This window comes from Providencia lanzhouensis, assembly GCF_050469745.1.
Classification (GTDB): Bacteria; Pseudomonadota; Gammaproteobacteria; order Enterobacterales; family Enterobacteriaceae; genus Providencia; species Providencia lanzhouensis.
Genome location: NZ_CP174123.1, coordinates 2,409,350 through 2,428,914, shown reverse-complemented (window position 1 = coordinate 2,428,914; position 19,565 = coordinate 2,409,350). Strand labels below are relative to the sequence as shown.

The window sequence follows — 19,565 nt, the reverse complement described above, 5'->3', positions numbered from 1 at the left end:
GTAATAATCTAAATTGATTGTTTTTGTATTATTTATCTAAAAAATAGATTACGAGTTTCTTCTGGTATATTGCTAATAAATGATTAATATTAACAATATTATTACAACTACATAATCATCTTGGAGCTTTCTGTATGCGTATTACACTGAGGCAGCTTGAAGTTTTCACGGAAGTATTAAAAAGTGGCTCCACGACGCAAGCATCGCAATTATTAGCGTTATCGCAGTCCGCAGTGAGTGCTTCACTGACTGACTTGGAAGGGCAATTAGGTGTGCAACTCTTTGACCGTGTAGGTAAACGACTTGTCACTAACGAACATGGGCGCCTACTTTACCCAAAGGCATTAGCGTTATTAGAACAAGCATTTGAAGTCGAGCAACTGTTCAAAAAAGAGATGGGCGCAGTTCGTTTGGCGGCAAGTACCACAATCGGTAACTATATGTTGCCTGAGATTTTAGCCGGGTACCGTCATGATAATCCTGAAATTCCACTGGAATTATTTATCGGAAATACTGAGGAAGTCATTAAAGGCGTGATGGAGTTTCGGGCTGATGTGGGGCTGATTGAAGGGGTTTGCCACAGTCCTGAGCTTATTTCAAAACCGTGGTTAAAAGATGAGTTAGTGGTGTTTTCCGCGCCAAGTAACCCATTAGCACAAAAAAAAGTGACTTTAAAAGAGTTAAAAGATGCGCCATGGATCTTGCGTGAAAGAGGTTCTGGTACGCGCGATGTACTAGATCAACTACTCTTTGCTCACCTTCCAGGATTCCATATTTTAATGGAGTTAGGTAATTCTGAAGCGATTAAACATGCGGTACGTTTTGGGATGGGTATCAGCTGTTTATCTCGACGAGTGATTGCGGAGCAATTAGAGAATGGCACGCTGGTGGAGCTTGAAGTGGAAGAGTTACAACTTGAGCGTACGTTATACCTGATTTATCACCGTCAGAAGCATCTTTCTAACGCGATAAAGAATCTGCTGGATTATTGTAATTGACGTTTTATTCACTATAACGTGTTTTGCTAATAATTATCGCTGGATTATGAAGGTATCTTATAACAGCAAAGAGTTGCTTAGTTCTGCCGTTTGAGTTTGTTAGAATCCCCCGCGTTATTGACTGAAAATAAAATACAGGGAACAGATGGCAGAACAACATACAACGACATCGATGAGCGGCGGACCAAGATTACGTCGAGAACTAAAAGCTCGCCACCTCGCGATGATCGCAATTGGCGGCTCCATCGGAACCGGTTTATTTGTGGCATCCGGTGCCACAGTAGCACAAGCTGGACCGGGTGGAGCGCTCCTCTCATACGCCATTATTGGTTTAATGGTGTATTTCTTAATGACCAGCTTAGGTGAATTAGCTGCGTACATGCCAGTCTCTGGCTCCTTTGCGACTTATGGCGCAAAATATGTCGATGAAGGCTTTGGCTTCGCATTAGGTTGGAACTACTGGTACAACTGGGCGGTGACTATCGCGGTTGACCTTGTAGCGGCACAATTAGTGATGACCTACTGGTTCCCAGATACCCCAGGCTGGATCTGGAGTGCTATCTTCTTAGCAATCATTTTCTTACTGAACTACATTTCCGTTAAAGGCTTCGGTGAAGCGGAATATTGGTTCTCGCTAATCAAAGTGACCACGGTGGTTATTTTTATCGTCGTTGGCGTGCTGATGATTTTCGGCATTATGAACGGCGCAGAAAACGCGGGTTGGCATAACTGGGAAATTGGTGATGCACCATTTGCTGGTGGTTTCTCTGCCATGATTGGTGTGGCGATGATCGTAGGGTTTTCATTCCAAGGTACTGAATTAATCGGTATTGCGGCGGGTGAGTCAAAAGATCCAGCGAAAAATATCCCTCGTGCGGTGCGTAAAGTGTTCTGGCGTATTTTGCTGTTTTATATCTTCGCGATTTTAATCATTAGCTTAATTATCCCTTACACTGATCCAAGCTTACTGCGTAACGACGTGAAAGACATTAGCGTAAGTCCATTTACACTAGTATTTGAGAATGCAGGTTTATTATCAGCGGCAGCGGTGATGAATGCCGTTATCTTAACTGCGGTTCTCTCTGCGGGTAACTCCGGGATGTATGCCTCAACGCGTATGCTGTACACCTTAGCTCGTGAAGGTAAAGCGCCGAAAATCTTTGCTCGCCTCTCTAAAGGTGGAGTACCACGTTATGCATTGCTGGCAACCACGGTTGTGGCGGGTCTGTGCTTCTTAAGCTCAATGTTTGGGAACCAAACGGTATATCTGTGGTTATTAAACACGTCAGGTATGACTGGGTTTATCGCGTGGTTAGGGATTGCCATCAGCCATTACCGCTTCAGAAGAGGCTATATTGCGCAAGGTAGAGATCTTAATGACTTACCATATCGCTCAGGTTTCTTCCCAATCGGGCCAATTTTCGCCTTTATCCTGTGCTTAGTGATTACACTGGGTCAAAACTATCAAGCTTTCTTAGAAGATAAGATTGACTGGGTAGGTGTTACCGCAACCTATATCGGTATTCCTCTATTCTTAGCTATCTGGTTCGGATATAAAATCGTGAAGAAAACCTCGATTATCCGTTATAAAGAGATGAGCTTCCCGTCATATAAAGAGAATTTAGAGAAGTAATTTTCTCTTAAAATTAAGATGTTAATGGGTAATGTTGGTCAGTGAGTTTGCTGACGACATTACCCATTTTTGTTTTCTAAGGGGATGACGTTGATTGGGTGTTTTCTGGTATAACTAGCGTTGCACGCAGCACCATCTCTCCCGCATCAATTAGCGCGGACAACTCCTCTTCTGTTTCGCCCGCTCTCGCTCGTAGCGATACTGAATGCAGTAATGCGATAAGCGTTTTTACCAGTAATCGCGCATTTTCAGGTTCACGTAAGGCCGATTTTTCCTTTTCGATACAAGTGATAAGCATCGTCTCCTGTGCAAGGATAACGACTTTTAGGAAGGCTTGTACCTGTGGGTCATCGGTTTCTGCTACGGCAGTAGAGAGCACCATACAGCCCGTTTTACCGTCTACTCCGTTATACAAGGAGACGGTGGCACGAAGCCAACGGCTAAGTCGTGCGAACAATGACTCATTTGGCGATTGCTCAGCCAGCGCAGCTGCGTAATGTGCCTGCGCGATTTCACCAAACCGTGCCATTGCTAATTCATACAGTCGCGCTTTGTTTCCAAAAGCGGCGTAGAGACTCGGCTTTTTCATCGCAGTGACGTTAACCAAATCTTCAAGTGAAGTCGCGGAATACCCCTTGCGCCAGAATAACGCCATGATGTTATTTAGTGCTTCATGGCTATCATAATTTCGTGGTCTACCTTTTTGTGCCATTTTATTACCATTCAGTACAAAAATAGTTTACTTCATTGTATATCATATATTATCTTACCGATCAGTATAATAATGGCGATTAAATAACCAAAGGTAATAGAATGAATAAATATGATTATGCTATTAGCACGGCTGCTGGGTTAACGACTCCGTCAATTCAGGCGCTGATTGCAGGGGGTAGGGCACAACAATCTTCTTTACTTAAAGTGGGTATTTTTGTCTGCCCAGGATTTATGCCAATGGATATTAATGGGGCACAATCCGTTTTTACTATTGTGGGCGCTGAAATTTATTTTATCTGGAAGCGTAAAGAGTTGCTTGAGGGCTACACAGGGTGGCCAACTATGCCAACAATGACATTCGATGAGTGCCCTGATGATTTAGATGTTTTAGTCACGGGTATGGTGCCTCCGGAGGTTATTGAAGATCCTGAAGTGATTCAGTTTTTTGCACGGGTTGGGCATACCGCAAAAACGGTGATTGGTACTTGCTATGGCTCGTTAATGCTAGGAACGGCAGGGTTATTGCGGGGTAAACGGGCAACAAGTAATAGCAATGTTGTCCCGATGCTACCAGACGTAGGGGCAATTGCTGTAGGGGGCAGCGATGTCGTCATCGATGGGTCGATTTATACCTCTGGACCGGCAACTGGTTCATTTGACGCTTCACTGTTGGTGCTCAAAGCCTTGTGTGGGGAAGAGGTTGCCTCCCTTGTCGAATTGGCAATTGAGTATGATCCTCGCCCGCCGTTTCGTACGGGTTCCCCTGAACTCGCAGGCCCTGAAATGACGGCAATAGCACAACAGATGACTGCACCACTAAACCAACAGTATCACGCTGCGGCAAAACGCGGTTACGCACAATTTAGCCTGAATATTAATCAATAACCTTCCGTATCTACTGTCTTTTTGCGCTTGTATTTAGCCTTCCTTTGACAAGCGCTCACCTTTCTTCGTTTTTAATCAGATCTACGACGGATGAATAATCAGCCGCAGATCTTGATTCAAAAGATTTAACCTTTGAATTAAGTCACACAATTCATCACGGAAAGTCATGAATCATTCAATAATGGTATTGATAAGTATTACCATTTACATTATTGTTACCGCCTGCGAATGAGAGTTAATTACTTAATTGATTTAGCTTCGAAAGTGGTAAACCTCAGAAAGTATCATGTCAATAGAATAATAAACCTTTGGGGCGTTAGATGACCCATGCTGAGCATAGAAAATTCATTGTTAAGATAAAGAAATCTCTTGGAGAATTGGGAATGGTTGTTTTTACTAAAAGAAAAATAGCAGTTAGCATTATTGCGGCTATCACTGCGGTACCTGCTTTTGCGGATGACAGCAGCGATAAAATTTTTGTAACAACTGCATCAGGCTATCAGCAAAAGATTGAAGATGCGCCAGCATCAATTTCCGTTGTGACACGTGAACAGCTAGAAACTAAAGCTTATCGCGATGTGACGGATGCCCTGAAGGATTTACCGGGTGTTCAAGTCACAGGTGGTGGTAGTAGCTCTGATATTAGTATCCGAGGAATGGATGCGAAGTACACCATGATCATGGTTGATGGTAAACGTGTTGATACCCGAGGAACGCGTCCAAACAGTGATGGTTCCGGTATTGAGCAAGGCTGGTTGCCACCATTACCTGCTATCGAACGAATCGAAGTGGTACGTGGTCCTATGTCATCATTATACGGTTCTGATGCGATGGGCGGGGTTATCAACATCATTACTCGTAAAGTTGGTAAAGAATGGACCACATCTTTACGTGCGGATACAACCATTAACTCTCATCGTGATTCAGGGAATCAAGGCCAAGGTAGTTTCTACACATCTGGCCCATTAGTGGATGGATTACTGGGCGTAAAATTCAATGGATTATATTCACATCGCGGTGAAGACAAATTCGAAGGTGGTTTCAACGAGCAAAAGATCGGTGCGATTGGGACGACACTAACGTTAACGCCTGATGAGTTTAATACCTTCGACTTTGACTTTAAATATGATGAACAGCAACGGAATGGTACAGCTGGAAAATCAAAAGCGCTGATGTGTACAACTAAAGTGAATGGTAAACTTGTTCCAGTTCAATGCGAAGATTCCAATACGACATATAGAAAAAATAACTATGCGCTTACGCATAATGGGGTTTATGACTGGGGTGCCGCTGAAACATTCGTTCAGCGTGACGAGTCTAAAAACCCAAGTCGTAATATGGAATACAACGATACATTAGTGAAGAACCAAACCGTCTTTAACTTAGGTGACCATACTTTAAGTATTGGTGGACAATATCGTTATGAAGACCTGCGTGATAAAGGAAACAAACTGAAATCTGCGGGTGGCGTTGACCAATTAAATCGTTATAGCTGGGCGTTATTCGCAGAAGATGAGTGGATGATGACAAACGATTTCTCCTTAACAGGTGGCCTGCGTATGGATAAAGATGAAAACTTCGGTTCTCATTGGACTCCTAGATTATATGGTGTTTGGCATACATCGGATGAGTGGGTAATTAAAGGTGGGGTTTCTACGGGATACCGTTCACCAGAGTTACGTCAAGTTGCGGCTAACTGGGGGCAAGGTACCGGCGGTGGTGGCGATCCTGCTGTTATCATAGGTAACCCAGACTTGAAACCTGAGAAAAGTGTGACAGAAGAGATTGGCTTTATTTGGAACAATCAAGACAATCTAAATGTGGGGATCACATTCTTCAATACTGATTTTAAAGATAAAATTATGGAGATTCGTACTTGTACCGACTCAACCGGTAAAACGCCAGGAAGCGTAGCCAGTGGGGAATGTATGTATGACGGAGAAGCCTATAAATTTATCAGCACGCGCGAAAACGTTGATAAAGCAAATTTACGTGGTGCTGAGTTGACCTTTAATTGGGATATCACTGCAGACTTGGCATTTGCGGCAAACTATACTTATTCAGATTCAGAACAAAAGAGTGGGAAATTCAGTGGCAAGCCTCTGAGCCGTACACCTAAGCACATGGCAAATGGTTCTTTAACATGGCAAGCAAGAGAAGATCTGCAGTTATGGAACCGAGTGAACTTTAATGGCCGCAGCAGTGCATTCTTATCTCGCTCAAGCATGGCAAAAGAACGGCCTTCTTATACGTTTGTTGATGTAGGCGCAAGCTACTATCTTACTAAGAATGTGAACTTAGTGGGTGGTGTATACAACATTTTAGACAAGCGTTTAACTGAAGAAGAGTTTGATAAAGTTTCGGATGGCCGTCGTTATAATATCGGCATCAACTACAACTTCTAATTAAACCATTAGTTTTTGTTTATCTAAGCCCTTTGGTTAATCGCCAAAGGGCTTTTTGTACTATTATTTAAAAAGAAAATAGATATCCAAAAAGAAAATCAGTAATTCGGAAATAAAGATATGGTTATTTATCTCTAACTGCGTCAATCTTCCTCACCGCGATATGGAGCCAAGCAGGAATAGACTATGCCCAAATTTAACCGTTATTTTAGAGCTAGTTGTCTGAGTTTTTTACTCTTTATAGGCTATATTTCCAATGCCCTTGCGGGTGATCCGGGACCTTACCGACTCGTTTTTCTCGATATTTCAGAATCACCGTATCAAGATGGACAAAAATTATTAATCGAACTGCGCAAAATGGAGAGGCTATCCTCTGTTCAAAGAGACGGCTGCTTTATGTGTAATGGCAGTGATGATGGTGATTCTGATGTGGAAGTGTTGTATGTCTACTCGGTTCCTGTGGGATTATCCATCGAAGCACTCCGTAAAGCCGTCAATGGTGATGTTGAGGCGAGAAACAGTATGCAATCGGTACTGGGTAATTTTAAAGACCAATATGATTATGGCGTGGATGGTTTATTGATTTATAACCATCAAGAGGGAAAAGTAACGGTCTATACGATGGATAACAAAGTTGGTAGTCCATTGCAGTCAGAAACCAAAGCCGTAAAAAGTAAATTACTGCACTCAAGTTTAGATATGTTATTGGAAAAAAGTGCCGCGAAATTAGACCGACCGGTTTAGCATTTTATTAAGGATAATCAATCGGCTTTAGTGTCATTTATCGTCTTAAAAGCATGTCATATTAGCTATCAGAACGGAAAGTCTAAAATTATCAGAATTTCTCATCGAAAAGGGGGCGTTTTGTTAACAAATTGGCTTGCTATTTACAGGTATGACGTGCAAAATGCGCGGACTAAAAAATGACTGATGCCTGATAAAAACCGGCATCGGTTTTTTTGCTTTTTAGGGTTCTTTCATTTTAACGGGGCCGGATATCAGGCCGGATAGATAAATAAATATTTACGTGTAGCTAATATTTCATGCTACAGCTTTGAGGAATGCTTTTATGGCTTACTTTTTCGCACTGGCAGCAGGGCCAAGCGGTCGTCGTTGCCGCATTGATGACTACGGAGCAAACACCGGCTTCGCACAGACGTTTTTCCACTTCTCTTCTTTCTTCTCTGCTTATAGGCAGATGCAAAGTCTTCCCAGTAACTGTCGATTGAGTCGAAGTACGCAATCGAAAGTTATGGGGGGGCTTTATCATGCAAAATAATTCCGTACCTTTAGATATCGGCCACAACCAAACTGGCGCCAATAACCGTGTTCAACTTGCGAAGACATTAACGCTTGTACAAGTTGTTATGATTGGTATTGCGTATATTCAGCCAATGACTATCTTTGATACTTTCGGAATGGTATCAGATAAGACTGGTGGTCACGTCCCGACTTCATACATTATTGCACTTGCTGCGATACTGTTTACTGCACTGAGCTACGGTAAGCTGGTTAAACGCTTCCCATCAGCGGGTTCAGCCTATACTTATGCCCAGAAATCAATGAGTCCACATATTGGTTTCCTTGTGGGTTGGACATCTTTGCTGTCCTACATTTTCATGCCAATGATCAACATCTTATTGGCGAAAATTTATTTACAAGATATTTTCCCGAATGTTGAACCTGCGTATTTTGTTATTGGTTTGGTTATTTTAATGACTGCCGCCAACTTACGGGGTATCAACGTGATTGCAAACTTAAGTACTGTAATTGCGATTATCCAAATGGGGGTAATGGCAGTATTCACAGGTTTAGTGATCCACGGCGTTTCAAATGGTGAAGGGACAGGGGAGATCTGGACATTCAATCCATTTGCGAATGAAAAAACTGAGATGATCCCGCTGATAGCTGGGGCAACCATACTCTGTTTCTCATTCTTAGGTTTTGATGGGTTAAGTTCACTGTCAGAAGAGACACCAAACGCAGGTAAAGTCATTCCTCGTGCAATTTTCTTAACTGCACTGATTGGTGGTGTGATCTTTATTACCGTTTCGTTCTTCTTACAGCAATTTTTCCCAGACGTTTCACGTTTTGCGAATATTAACGAAACACAGCCTGACATTATGCGATTTGTGGCGGGGTCATTCTTCCAAGCCATTATCCTTGTGTTCTCCTGTGTCACGGTATTAGCATCCGGTATGGCAGCTCATGCGGGTAGTGCGCGTTTAATGTATGTAATGGGTCGTGATGGTGTATTCCCAGAAAAAGTGTTCGGCTATGTTAGCCCAACATGGCGTACTCCGGCGTATAACGTCTTATTAGTAGGCTTCTTAGCCCTCGGCGCTATCTGGTTTGAGATGGATTTTGCAACAGCATTAATTAACTTTGGTGCGCTGATTGCATTTACATTCGTCAATATTTCAGTCATCAGCCAGTTCTTTATTCGTGAACGCCGAATTAAAGGCTTCAAAAATATCATGAACTATTTGATATTACCGATCATCGGTACGCTAACAGTCTGTGTGCTGTGGCTGAATATCGAAGAAGATTCAATGGTTTATGGTCTGATTTGGACGGCGGTTGGTCTGGTGTATATGGCGGTGCTGACTCGTATGTTCCGTAGGCCTATGCCGCAGATGAGCGACCTATAAATATATTCTTCATTCTTCGCGTCGTAGCGTTGTTGGCTGCACGCGCTAGCCCTAGTCACATACTTATGTATGCTCCTAGGGTCTAGCTTGCTTGCCGCCTAGCTACAACACGAATTATTTTGAATATATGTCAGCATAGCTGCCTAAATATAACTTCAAATACAGGTTGGCATCAAAATAGTTAAACTGCGAACTGAAATTGATGACTAATAAAAACAGCGCCTTTGGGTGCTGTTTTTGTTTCTAAAGGGTATTAATAATTTCTTAACATATTAATCTTATGTGATATTGTGGATGGGTTTAATGACAAGACCCTGACAGGAAGGCATGAGATGAATGATGTAAAAAATCCTGAGAACCAACGATTATTACTCACACTCAGGAACATTGTTGGCAAAAAAAATATCCTTACCGAATCCCATAAAACAGAACGTTATCGCAAAGGCTTCCGCTCAGGAGTGGGTGATGCCATTGCCGTTGTATTCCCAACCACGTTACTCGAACAGTGGTATGTATTTAAAGCCTGTGTCGAAGCTGACAAAATTGTGATCATGCAAGCGGCAAACACGGGGCTCACTGAAGGCTCAACCCCAAGCGGTTATGATTATGATCGCGATATCGTCATTATCAGCACGTTACGCCTAAACCAAATTCAAGTCCTACCCGAATTTAACCAAGTGGTTGCGATGCCTGGCAGTACGCTCTATGACCTCGAAAAAATCCTCAAACCACTGGGGCGTGAACCGCACTCCTTAATTGGCTCTTCATGTATTGGTGCATCCGTTGTGGGAGGGATCTGTAATAGTTCTGGTGGCTCCCTTGTGCGTCGTGGTCCGGCTTATACGGAGTTGGCCCTATATGGACGCGTCAATGAAGATGGCAAGGTTGAGCTGGTAAACCATTTAGGTATCGAATTGGGGAAAACTCCAGAAGAGATCTTAACCAACCTACAAAACCGTCGCTATAGCAGTGAAGATATCGAAAATAGTGAAAAGTTGGCATCCGATCATGATTACGCAGAACGCGTGCGAGATGTCGATGCAGACACGCCATCGCGCTTTAATGCGGATGAGCGTCGTTTGTTTGAAGCCTCAGGCTGTGCGGGTAAGTTAGCTGTTTTCGCTGTTCGCTTAGATACTTTCCCTGCGGACAAAGCCACACAAGTTTTCTATATTGGTTCAAACAATCCAGATGTCCTAGAAGACATTCGTCGCCATATTTTGAGTGAGTTTGAAAATTTGCCTGTCGCAGGTGAATATATGCACCGTGGCTGCTTTGATATTGCCGAAATTTACGGCAAAGATACGTTCTTAATGATCGATAAATTTGGCACCGACAAAATGCCAACCTTCTTTACCATTAAAGGGCGTATGGATGCGGTGCTGAATAAAGTACCATTTCTGCCATCAAACTTAATTGACCGCACCATGCAGCTGCTAAGCAAACTGTGGCCATCTCATCTACCACCGCGCATGAAACAGTTCCGTGACCAGTACGAGCACCATTTAATGCTCAAAATGGCGGGGGACGGTATAGATGAAGCTAAAGTTTGGTTGAAATCCTTCTTCGCCACAGCCGATGGCGGCTATTTTGAATGCACACCAGAAGAAGGTGCAAAAGCATTCTTACATCGCTTTGCCGCTGCGGGATCTGCCGTTCGCTATCATGCCGTACATAATAATGATGTGGAAGATGTCCTACCGCTAGATATTGCACTAAGACGTAATGACCGTGATTGGTTTGAAAAATTGCCACCAGAAATTGAAAATCTGATTGTGCATAAATTATATTGCGGACATTTTATGTGCCACGTCATGCACCAAGATTATGTTTTGAAAAAAGGCGTAGATCCGAAAGAGCTGAAGCAAAAAATGTTGGAATTACTGGATGCGCGAGGCGCTCAGTACCCAGCAGAGCACAACGTTGGGCATTTATATAAAGCACCGGAACAATTGAAATCGTTCTATAAAGAGTCCGACCCAACAAATACCATGAATCCAGGTCTTGGAAAGACCACTAAGCGGAAACATTGGGAAGGGGATTGTGGTTGTGACCACTAGGCCACTAAAAGATAGAAGATAATAAAATGGGCGGGTTTTCTGCCCATGAGATTGATCACAAAGAGGGATAAAAGCGTGGCTTTTCCCTCTTTGTGTTATCAGGCGAAAATCAACAAATTGATTTTCCTCGTTAATTTTACAACTCAAAAAGAGCCATTTTCATCCCTATCACTGACAATCAACTTGCTAATTCTGCGGCATAGTTCACTAAGGCTTTTAATTGCTGACAGCGTTTTTCATCTTCATGATGAACTTCCATGAGTAATTGAATTTGCTGTAGATAATCCGTTAAACGGCTCTCAGTAAAATAATCGCGGCGATGCTGTAACCAACGCTGTTGCTCATCATAAGAGAGTGTCGCAGGGAAATTGCGTGCCTTATAACGGAAAAATAGCTCCTTCATTCGCTTATCTTCAAAGCTAAGATCTAACGCAGGTAAATTCTGGGGTGGCGTTTCGCGAATAATATCCATCGTAGAGCGATCAGATGGGCTGAAAAAACCATTATAGATTTGGCTATCTACATCATTATTTTCTTCAAATTGTTGGGCGACGCTAAACAACTCAATCAGTTTATTACGCACATCAGGATTCTTACGTAACAGCTCTAAATTACGCATGCACAGGTCACGGTCAATGCCTGTACGTTCAGCATCTACTGTTCGCAAGGTCTTCTCAGGGGCAAGGATTGGGCATTTGTTAATATGTACCAGTTTAACTGGGACGGGTAGCTCGTCACCTAACTCAGCTTTTGGTGTGTATAAGCGCTCACGAAGTTCATCCGCATTTAACGTTAGTAGTGGCGACATATCTGCTGACAGGTCACACATAATCACCGCGTTTTTATTCTCAGGGTGCCAAGCGAGAGGGGCCACTAAGCTGACATAAGAGCGTACCGCGCCAAACATCCCCGATACATGAACTAACGGGGTCATATCCACGATGTCGATCAGCTGGTTAACTTTGTTTTTATTTCGCAGTTGATAGAAATAATCAAACATACGAGGTTGAGCTTGTTTCAGTAACTTAGCCATATTAATGGTGGCTAAAACGTCAGACATAGCATCATGGGCATTTTCATGAGCCACACCGTTGGCCTTGGTTAAGTGCTCAAGGCGTAAGCTAGGTAACCCGTCATCATTTTCTGGCCAATTGATCCCTTCAGGGCGCAGCGCAAAGCAAGCGCGTAATGCATCCAATAAATCCCAGCGAGAATTACCTTGCTGCCAGCTATAGGCGTAAGGGTCATAAAAGTTACGATAAAAAATATTTCGCGTCACTTCATCATCAAAGCGAATATTGTTGTAACCCATAATGCAGGTGTTAGGTACGCTGAATGCGTTATGGATGCGCTTCGCAAATTCCGCTTCATTCATGCCGTTGGCCATTGCGATTTGCGGGGTAATGCCGGTTATCATTACCGCTTCTGGTTGAGGAAGATAATCATCCGTAGGTTTGCAGTAAAATACTTCAGGTTCATCGATGATGTTGAAATCTAAGTCTGTCCGCACACCCGCAAACTGAGCAGGGCGATCCAGAGCCGGATGCTTACCAAATGTTTCATAGTCATGGATAAAAAAGGTCGGCTGATTATGCTTATTTTTCAAAATGAGATCCATCGTCGATTTAGGTGAGTAATGCAAACGCATAACGGTTTGATGCTATGGTAAACCATCTGGCAGAAAATCTAAACTTATGTGGGGGATAGCGATTGCATTATATGGGATAGACACTAAATAAGAGCCTCTTGGCCGCCATCTTCATTAGCTTCAAGCAAAGCGTGCTCTAAATAATATTTAATAAGGTGGGGTTCATTTCGTAGAAGCTCAGCGATGGCATCGCTATGAAGGCGTGTTTTATCCATATTAACCTCAAAAGTAGTCTAGAAAAATTGAGTATAGAAAATAATCTGGATCAAAAAAATAGATGAACCTATACTAGATGTAAGAATATATCTTATACGAGAAAGCTTATGGCAAGAACAATGACAGTCGATCTCGGTGATGAACTTCGTGATTTCATCGATTCATTAGTTAATTCAGGTGATTACAGAACGCAGAGTGAAGTTTTACGTGATGCCTTGCGTTTACTTAAAGAAAAGCAAGCGCAATCCCATGTGCAAGAATTAAAAGATCTTATTGCTGAAGGATTGAGCAGTGGAACGCCAATCGCTTGGGATCAAACCAAATTCCTTCAACGGATGAAAGATAAGGTTAAAAATGAAAACGATAAATCTGACCCCAAAAGCGAATGAGGATTTAGAAGCTATTTGGTGGTATAGCCAGAAGCATTTTGGGACTAAAAAGGCGGAAGAGTATCTCATTCGGTTCACTAACAGTTTTGAGTTGTTAGCTCACTATTGCTGTACAACGACGAGAGTTAGGACGAAATATATTCTCGTTACCCGTTGAGAATCATACTGTCTTTTTTATTCCTTCCAAATACTCCAAAACAGTGATCCGTGTATTGAATCAATACCAAGATGTTATGAGTAACATTAAATCAATAAAATAGCGAATGTATCTTGTAAGGTGACCCTAGAAGAAGGTATTGTGTTAATAGACAATACATTTTGATTATTGAATAGGGGATTTTAAACATGGACAACGCCAACAAACCAACTTTCCAGAATGTACTGGAATTTGTGCGTATGTTTCGTCGTAAAAATAAAATTCGTCGCGAAATCACGGATAACGAAAAGAAAATTCGTGATAACCAAAAACGTGTTTTGCTGTTAGATAACCTGAGTGAGTATATCAAACCAGGTATGTCCATTGATGATATCCATGGCATCATCGCAAACATGCGTAGCGACTATGATGATCGTATCGATGATTACATCATTAAGAATGCTGAGTTATCCAAAGAGCGTCGTGAGATCTCTAAAAAACTTAAAGAAATGGGTGAACTGGCGCGACCTGAAACTAAGTAATTGTCGTCTGATTTAATTTTAAGGAAGCTGAGCTATGTCTCAGCTTTTTTTTAGTAATAAAATGAGATGGTTCACTTAGTGATTAGTTGATTGGATTTAAAATGCATATATATTAATAACTTAATTTTATTATGAGTTTTCATTTGCATATGTGTTTTGTTATCATTAACTCTTTAGTTGGTAAGAAAGCACGCAATGAATAAACGATATTATATTAAAAATATGTACTGGGGATGGTTTATGGGTTTATTATTTTTATACTCTTGTTTAGATAATGAGCTTAAATATAAACCATTAATTATACTGATAAGTATTATTGGCATTGTAATTTTTCCGCTGGCTAAATGGGCTGTGGAAAGCTTTTTTTTAATTTTTACTACTAAAGAATTTTGGAGTAGAGGCTTGTTGATGGACACTCCAGGTAAGGCTGGAGGATTAGCTTTGTATCATGGTGTTGTTTTTTTCTTCGCAATTCCAATAACGTTAATATTTATAATAATTATCTTTATAAAAAGATGGCAGTAACCAAATGAACTGCCTTCTTGTGGCTTACTATAAACCAACTAGCTTATTTGCTTTTTCTACCAAGCTATCATCAATTAGAGACCCTATTCCGGCAAGTATAAGTCCATAGCCTAATATACCAACTGGTCCACCTAATAAAAAACTAAAACCTAAGCCAGCAATACCCGTAGCACTAATTCCTATTAATATAGTTTCTACTTTCACAAAAAATGGTCTCCAATTATCAGTTTCTACGGCTTTAACCAATTCAATTCTTAGGTCGTTAGCATCAATTGAATAGCTTACAAAGCCCATGCCTTTACTGAATTTTTTCAAGTTTTTTGCAATCTCATCAACGTTGAGTGATTCTAATGCTGATGCAATAATTTTCCGGTTTTTAGTATCGATCTTTTTATTAATATTAGTTTTATATTTATCATAAGCTCTTAATGCATCTTCAACATTACGAATCCTTTTTCCTCTGGATTGCTCCGCTATAGTTTTAGCCAGTTTTTCTGCTTTTTCTCCATAGGTATTAAAAACTTCTTTATAAAAATCAGTTGTAAATTTAACTGACTCCTTAATCTCCTCTGACTCTATTTTATTTATTTCATTTAAATCCTGCTCTATTTTCGGTTTCATCATTGGGTACAACCCGCCAAAAGAGCGCCAATAAATGGTATACATTAATTCAAGTTGTCCACTTTGATAGGCGCTTAACATTTTTTTATAAGGAGATGTCTTTTCGAAACGGCAATTACTGATCCCACAGACACCACATAATCCTTTTGCCATCGCATTCAGAATGTGGTCAGGAAGAATTCTGTTGTAACTTACATGAAGGGTTGGGAGTAGTAATACACCATCGCTTGCATAGGCATGGCCATTTTTCCAATGGTCTATTTGTGTATAATCATAATCCATAGAAATATCCTCATTAAGTGTGTTTTCCCACGGTACATATGTCTTTTATGCAAATGTACAATGCAGTTATCTACGATATTTCGTCAAAGGCTTTAAGATGATAAATTTCCTTAGTATTTAATAAATTACAACAGACTCAATTTTTATTGGGCAAAAAAAAGCCTTGATAGTTTCCTATCAAGGCTTTCGTCAGTAACTTGCTAAAATCAGAAACTAGCAGGTTTTGCCATTTCTGATGTCGCAACGTTGGCTGCTACATGTCCACCTGCGCCTTTAGATTCAAAGGTTGATGGCTCACGTTGATACTCTTTAATTTCAAAGTCTGAAGCCACTACAGCAGGCGCTGGGGCTTTCGTCATTGGTGAGTATGCATGACGTTTGTGTAAGCTAACTGCATTTGCTGTTGAAGCTGGTTCAATTACGGCGGTTTCAACAATTGCTGTAACTGCGGTTTCAATCACTACATCAGCAACGACAGGTTCAACAACAGTTTTGACCTCTTCAACGACTGCTGATTTTGTCTCTTCGATAACGTCGGCTGCGACACTCTCAACAATATTCTCAGCAACAACATTTTCAGGCACATCGCTTTCGATTGCTGCGGTTTCAACAACAACGCTGGCTTCAGTTTCTACTTTTGGTGCTTCGATAACAGTTTCAGTAACAACTGGGGCTTCAGTGAGCTCGGCTTTTACTTCAGCATGTTCAATTGGAGCAGCTACCACAGGGGCCTGAACGGTATTTTGTTGTTCCAGCATCTCTTCATTGGTCATGATAGCCATGCTTTCTTGTTGAGGCTGAACGACAGGGTAACGAATAAACACTTTACCAGAGGCTAATTCAGGGGAAGCTACAGCCGCCGCTAAAGGCATTGGTGATTTATTCAGATGACGTTCATCACGGTAACGGCGACGACGCTGACCACTCACACGCAGATGACGTGGTGAACGACGAGAACGGCGTGGAATGATGGTGTCTTGTTTTTCATCATCATCCAATTGTTCTGAGTTAGTCACTAAGTTGTCATCTTCGTCCAGCGAAACATGAGATTGTTTTTTCTCAACATTCACTGCTGCTGGTAATGCCGCAATCGGCGCAGATTTTTCTGCAACAACGGCGGTATCAGCAACCATTGACGTTTCTGCTGCTTGGTCATTGTCAGTCACACGAATTTTTTGTGTTAATTGACGACGTTGACGACGAGGAGCAACAGGACGTTGTTCTTCTTCATCTTTTTCTACAGCTGCATTATCAACAGCGGTTTGCTGGTTATCTTGCTGCGTTTTTGCAGTTTGTTGTTGACGTTTTTCATCTTGACGACGGCGACGTTCTGCACGCTGATCACGACGTTGCTGCTGATTTTCGCGGTTTGCATTGTCAGTGGTTTGCTCTTCAACTTGGTTCGTATTTTTGTTATTACGTCCCTTGTTGCGGTTGGCAGCATCTTCAGATTGTGCATTGCGATTATTACGGTTATCGCGGTTGTCACGATTGTCGCGGTTATCTCGATTTTCGTAATTATCATCGCGGTCGCGACGATTGTTATTACGGCGGTCGTTATTATTACGACGACGATCATTATTGCGGCGACGGTCATTGTTATTTTGACGTGGTTTTTGAGCCGGTTTTTCAACCGCTTTTTCTTCTTCAGCAAAGAGACCTTTAAAGAAAGCAGCAATTTTGCTAAATAAACCAACTTTAGGTTGTTCATCCACTTTGGCACGAACAGGTGCTTTAGCCGGAGCTTCTTTTGGTTTCAGTGCAGGAACTTCAACTGGCTCTTGCAGTGCAAATGCTGAAATAGCAGGTTGCTCTGGTGCTTTACGCTCAGTCGTCGCTTCTTCACCGTGGTTTAAAGTTTCAGTTTCATGATACTGGGCTAAGTTGTAACTCAGAGTTTGAACTTCTTCACCTTTACGGATACGGATGACGTGGAAGTGAGGTGTTTGCATCTGGTCATTCGGTACAATCACAACGCGCACGTTACGCTGACGCTGCTCAATTTCCGTGACTGCTTGGCGTTTCTCGTTTAACAGGTATGACGCGATTTGCACAGGGACAATCGCATGCACTTCATGGGTATTTTCTTTCAGTGCTTCTTCTTCGATTAAACGCAGTACTGACAGTGACAGCGATTCGTTATCACGGATAGTCCCTGTACCTGTACAGCGTGGGCAGACGTGATGGCTGGACTCACCCAGTGATGGGCTAAGGCGCTGACGAGACATTTCTAACAGACCAAAGCGTGAAATACGTGCGATTTGAATACGCGCACGGTCTTGGCGAACGGCTTCACGTAGGCGGTTTTCAACTTCACGTTGGTGGCGAACTGGGGTCATATCGATAAAGTCGATAACAATCAGCCCACCTAAGTCACGTAAACGTAATTGACGTGCAATTTCGTCAGCGGCTTCAAGGTTAGTATTGAATGCCGTTTCTTCGATATCACCGCCACGGGTTGAGCGTGAGGAGTTGATATCAATAGCCGTTAATGCTTCGGTTGTATCGATAACTAACGCACCGCCTGAAGGTAAACGCACTTCTCGCTGGAACGCCGATTCGATTTGAGATTCGATTTGATAGTGACTAAACAGAGGTACATCGCCACTATAATGTTTAATTTTGCTAGCAAAATCACCACGACCAATCGCTTCGATATGGTTACGTGCCATCTCAACCACTTTCGGGTTATCGATCAGGATTTCACCGATGTCAGGACGTAAATAATCACGGAAAGCACGGACAATCACATTACTTTCTTGGTGGATTAAGAACGGAGCTGGACGGTTTTCAGCGGCTTTTTGAATCGCTTCCCAGTGGCGTAAACGATACAGTAAATCTTGTTGCAGGGATTCTGCTGATTTACCCACACCCGCAGTACGGACGATGAGTCCCATACCATCTGGAATTTCTAAGCAAGATAACGCTTCTTTTAATTCTGTACGATCTTCACCTTCGATGCGGCGAGAAATACCACCAGCACGTGGGTTGTTTGGCATCAGAACTAAATAACTACCCGCTAAGCTGATGAATGTGGTTAAGGCTGCACCTTTATTACCACGTTCTTCTTTATCAACTTGAACAATAACCTCTTGGCCTTCTTTAAGCACATCTTTGATGTTAGGACGACCTTGGGAGTGGTAATTGCTAGGGAAGTATTCGCGAGCGATTTCTTTGATAGGCAGGAAACCGTGTCTTTCAGCGCCATAATCAACAAAAGCAGCTTCGAGGCTTGGTTCAATACGGGTGATTTTACCTTTATAAATGTTGGCTTTTTTTTGCTCATGACCTGGGCTTTCAATATCCAAATCGTAGAGTCGTTGCCCGTCAACAAGGGCAACACGCAACTCTTCCTGTTGAGTTGCGTTGATTAGCATTCTTTTCATGTTATTACTTACTCATTATTTTTTAAATAATAAAGAGCAGCGAAAGAAGGAGCTACTGTAAACCGATGGCCTCATGATTTTTACAAAGCCGTCTACCTCTCGGCAGTCGTTCGTATAGAGACGCGCAGTATTCGGTGAACCTGATTTTTAGATTAAAAATTCAGCGTTCTTAATCAGGATGCCGTAGATTTCTTAGAAAACGGAGACTCCCAACCCAATAAGCTAAAATTCGTTGCTCGCTAATTTATTTGATTTAGTTAGATGTCTTACGCCATTGCAGCATCGTTACGCCATCAAATAATAAATTCCTACAGTATTACGTCTAACTTGTATTCTACTAGCTAAAAATAATTATAGCCGAAAGTGCAAAAACACCTAAAGCTAACATAGCAAAGCCAATTTTCGTTTTTAAACATCTTGGCGCCGCTTATTATTCCATTGCCAAGTGCATTATAGCAAGTGCAACGTAAGTTA

General features: G+C 42.0%; 15 protein-coding genes. 10 read left to right on the top strand and 5 right to left on the bottom strand.

The annotated features are described in order from the left end of the window. Positions 1-134: 134 nt before the first annotated feature. Positions 135-998: a DNA-binding transcriptional regulator YeiE gene (yieE, locus tag ACIH2S_RS11530; protein ID WP_108477945.1), complete on the top strand. Its 864-nt coding sequence runs from the start codon at positions 135-137 to the stop codon at positions 996-998. A 145-nt stretch (positions 999-1,143) separates the two neighbouring features. Then, the gene (locus ACIH2S_RS11525; protein WP_036953029.1) at positions 1,144-2,631 is read left to right on the top strand and encodes an amino acid permease; all 1,488 of its coding nucleotides are present in this window, start codon (positions 1,144-1,146) and stop codon (positions 2,629-2,631) included. A gap of 76 nt (positions 2,632-2,707) precedes the next feature. On the opposite strand, the gene ACIH2S_RS11520 is transcribed toward ACIH2S_RS11525, so the two are convergent. Then, positions 2,708-3,343 (bottom strand): TetR/AcrR family transcriptional regulator, encoded by a 636-nt coding sequence (locus ACIH2S_RS11520; protein WP_108477946.1) that lies wholly within the window; start codon positions 3,341-3,343, stop codon positions 2,708-2,710. Positions 3,344-3,444: 101 nt separating this feature from the next. Here ACIH2S_RS11520 and ACIH2S_RS11515 point away from each other — a divergent pair, with 101 nt between their 5' ends. The 5 genes from ACIH2S_RS11515 (at position 3,445) to dld (ending at position 11,346) form a co-directional block, all read left to right on the top strand. After that, positions 3,445-4,230, top strand: coding sequence for a DJ-1/PfpI family protein (locus ACIH2S_RS11515; RefSeq protein ID WP_036953032.1), 786 nt, complete (start codon positions 3,445-3,447; stop codon positions 4,228-4,230). 383 nt (positions 4,231-4,613) lie between these two features. Next, positions 4,614-6,635 carry a ligand-gated channel protein gene (locus tag ACIH2S_RS11510; protein WP_108477947.1) on the top strand — a complete coding sequence of 674 codons (2,022 nt, stop codon included), beginning with the start codon at positions 4,614-4,616 and terminating at the stop codon, positions 6,633-6,635. Positions 6,636-6,821: 186 nt separating this feature from the next. Then, positions 6,822-7,379, top strand: a complete 558-nt coding sequence (locus ACIH2S_RS11505; RefSeq protein WP_036953038.1) for a hypothetical protein — start codon at positions 6,822-6,824, stop codon at positions 7,377-7,379. A gap of 524 nt (positions 7,380-7,903) precedes the next feature. Beyond that, complete coding sequence (locus ACIH2S_RS11500; protein ID WP_036953041.1) at positions 7,904-9,286, top strand: APC family permease; 1,383 nt, start codon at positions 7,904-7,906, stop codon at positions 9,284-9,286. A 332-nt stretch (positions 9,287-9,618) separates the two neighbouring features. Next, the gene (gene dld, locus ACIH2S_RS11495) at positions 9,619-11,346 is read left to right on the top strand and encodes a D-lactate dehydrogenase (RefSeq protein ID WP_036953044.1); all 1,728 of its coding nucleotides are present in this window, start codon (positions 9,619-9,621) and stop codon (positions 11,344-11,346) included. Positions 11,347-11,524: 178 nt separating this feature from the next. Here dld and sbcB read toward each other — a convergent pair whose 3' ends face one another. Next, positions 11,525-12,964, bottom strand: a complete 1,440-nt coding sequence (sbcB, locus tag ACIH2S_RS11490; RefSeq protein WP_036953047.1) for an exodeoxyribonuclease I — start codon at positions 12,962-12,964, stop codon at positions 11,525-11,527. A 113-nt stretch (positions 12,965-13,077) separates the two neighbouring features. Continuing rightward, on the bottom strand, positions 13,078-13,209 hold the full coding sequence (locus tag ACIH2S_RS11485) for a hypothetical protein (protein ID WP_255427171.1): 132 nt from the start codon (positions 13,207-13,209) through the stop codon (positions 13,078-13,080). Positions 13,210-13,317: 108 nt separating this feature from the next. On the opposite strand from ACIH2S_RS11485, the gene ACIH2S_RS11480 reads away from it, so the two are divergent. From ACIH2S_RS11480 to ACIH2S_RS11470, 3 genes are all read left to right on the top strand, one after another. Continuing rightward, the gene (locus ACIH2S_RS11480) at positions 13,318-13,599 is read left to right on the top strand and encodes a type II toxin-antitoxin system ParD family antitoxin (RefSeq protein ID WP_036953050.1); all 282 of its coding nucleotides are present in this window, start codon (positions 13,318-13,320) and stop codon (positions 13,597-13,599) included. Between the two features lie 345 nt (positions 13,600-13,944). Beyond that, a complete protein-coding gene (gene tmaR, locus ACIH2S_RS11475; RefSeq protein WP_036953053.1) occupies positions 13,945-14,277 on the top strand; it encodes a PTS system regulator TmaR in 333 nt (110 codons plus the stop codon). 195 nt (positions 14,278-14,472) lie between these two features. Further along, on the top strand, positions 14,473-14,802 hold the full coding sequence (locus ACIH2S_RS11470) for a colicin E1 family microcin immunity protein (RefSeq protein WP_036953056.1): 330 nt from the start codon (positions 14,473-14,475) through the stop codon (positions 14,800-14,802). 27 nt (positions 14,803-14,829) lie between these two features. On the opposite strand, the gene ACIH2S_RS11465 is transcribed toward ACIH2S_RS11470, so the two are convergent. Both ACIH2S_RS11465 and rne read right to left on the bottom strand, forming a co-directional pair. Next, positions 14,830-15,705: a colicin-like pore-forming protein gene (locus ACIH2S_RS11465; RefSeq protein ID WP_154599454.1), complete on the bottom strand. Its 876-nt coding sequence runs from the start codon at positions 15,703-15,705 to the stop codon at positions 14,830-14,832. A 206-nt stretch (positions 15,706-15,911) separates the two neighbouring features. Continuing rightward, positions 15,912-19,091 carry a ribonuclease E gene (rne, locus tag ACIH2S_RS11460; RefSeq protein WP_270103494.1) on the bottom strand — a complete coding sequence of 1,060 codons (3,180 nt, stop codon included), beginning with the start codon at positions 19,089-19,091 and terminating at the stop codon, positions 15,912-15,914. Positions 19,092-19,565: the final 474 nt, after the last annotated feature.

Coding starts and splice junctions, on each gene's coding strand:
- ACIH2S_RS11500 (WP_036953041.1), top strand. CDS start 7,904: ATGCAAAATAATTCCGTACCTTTAGATATCGGCCACAACCAAACTGGC.
- sbcB (WP_036953047.1), bottom strand. CDS start 12,964: ATGGATCTCATTTTGAAAAATAAGCATAATCAGCCGACCTTTTTTATC.
- ACIH2S_RS11515 (WP_036953032.1), top strand. CDS start 3,445: ATGAATAAATATGATTATGCTATTAGCACGGCTGCTGGGTTAACGACT.
- ACIH2S_RS11480 (WP_036953050.1), top strand. CDS start 13,318: ATGGCAAGAACAATGACAGTCGATCTCGGTGATGAACTTCGTGATTTC.
- ACIH2S_RS11485 (WP_255427171.1), bottom strand. CDS start 13,209: ATGGATAAAACACGCCTTCATAGCGATGCCATCGCTGAGCTTCTACGA.
- rne (WP_270103494.1), bottom strand. CDS start 19,091: ATGAAAAGAATGCTAATCAACGCAACTCAACAGGAAGAGTTGCGTGTT.
- ACIH2S_RS11465 (WP_154599454.1), bottom strand. CDS start 15,705: ATGGATTATGATTATACACAAATAGACCATTGGAAAAATGGCCATGCC.
- tmaR (WP_036953053.1), top strand. CDS start 13,945: ATGGACAACGCCAACAAACCAACTTTCCAGAATGTACTGGAATTTGTG.
- ACIH2S_RS11520 (WP_108477946.1), bottom strand. CDS start 3,343: ATGGCACAAAAAGGTAGACCACGAAATTATGATAGCCATGAAGCACTA.
- ACIH2S_RS11470 (WP_036953056.1), top strand. CDS start 14,473: ATGAATAAACGATATTATATTAAAAATATGTACTGGGGATGGTTTATG.
- dld (WP_036953044.1), top strand. CDS start 9,619: ATGAATGATGTAAAAAATCCTGAGAACCAACGATTATTACTCACACTC.
- ACIH2S_RS11505 (WP_036953038.1), top strand. CDS start 6,822: ATGCCCAAATTTAACCGTTATTTTAGAGCTAGTTGTCTGAGTTTTTTA.
- yieE (WP_108477945.1), top strand. CDS start 135: ATGCGTATTACACTGAGGCAGCTTGAAGTTTTCACGGAAGTATTAAAA.
- ACIH2S_RS11510 (WP_108477947.1), top strand. CDS start 4,614: ATGGTTGTTTTTACTAAAAGAAAAATAGCAGTTAGCATTATTGCGGCT.
- ACIH2S_RS11525 (WP_036953029.1), top strand. CDS start 1,144: ATGGCAGAACAACATACAACGACATCGATGAGCGGCGGACCAAGATTA.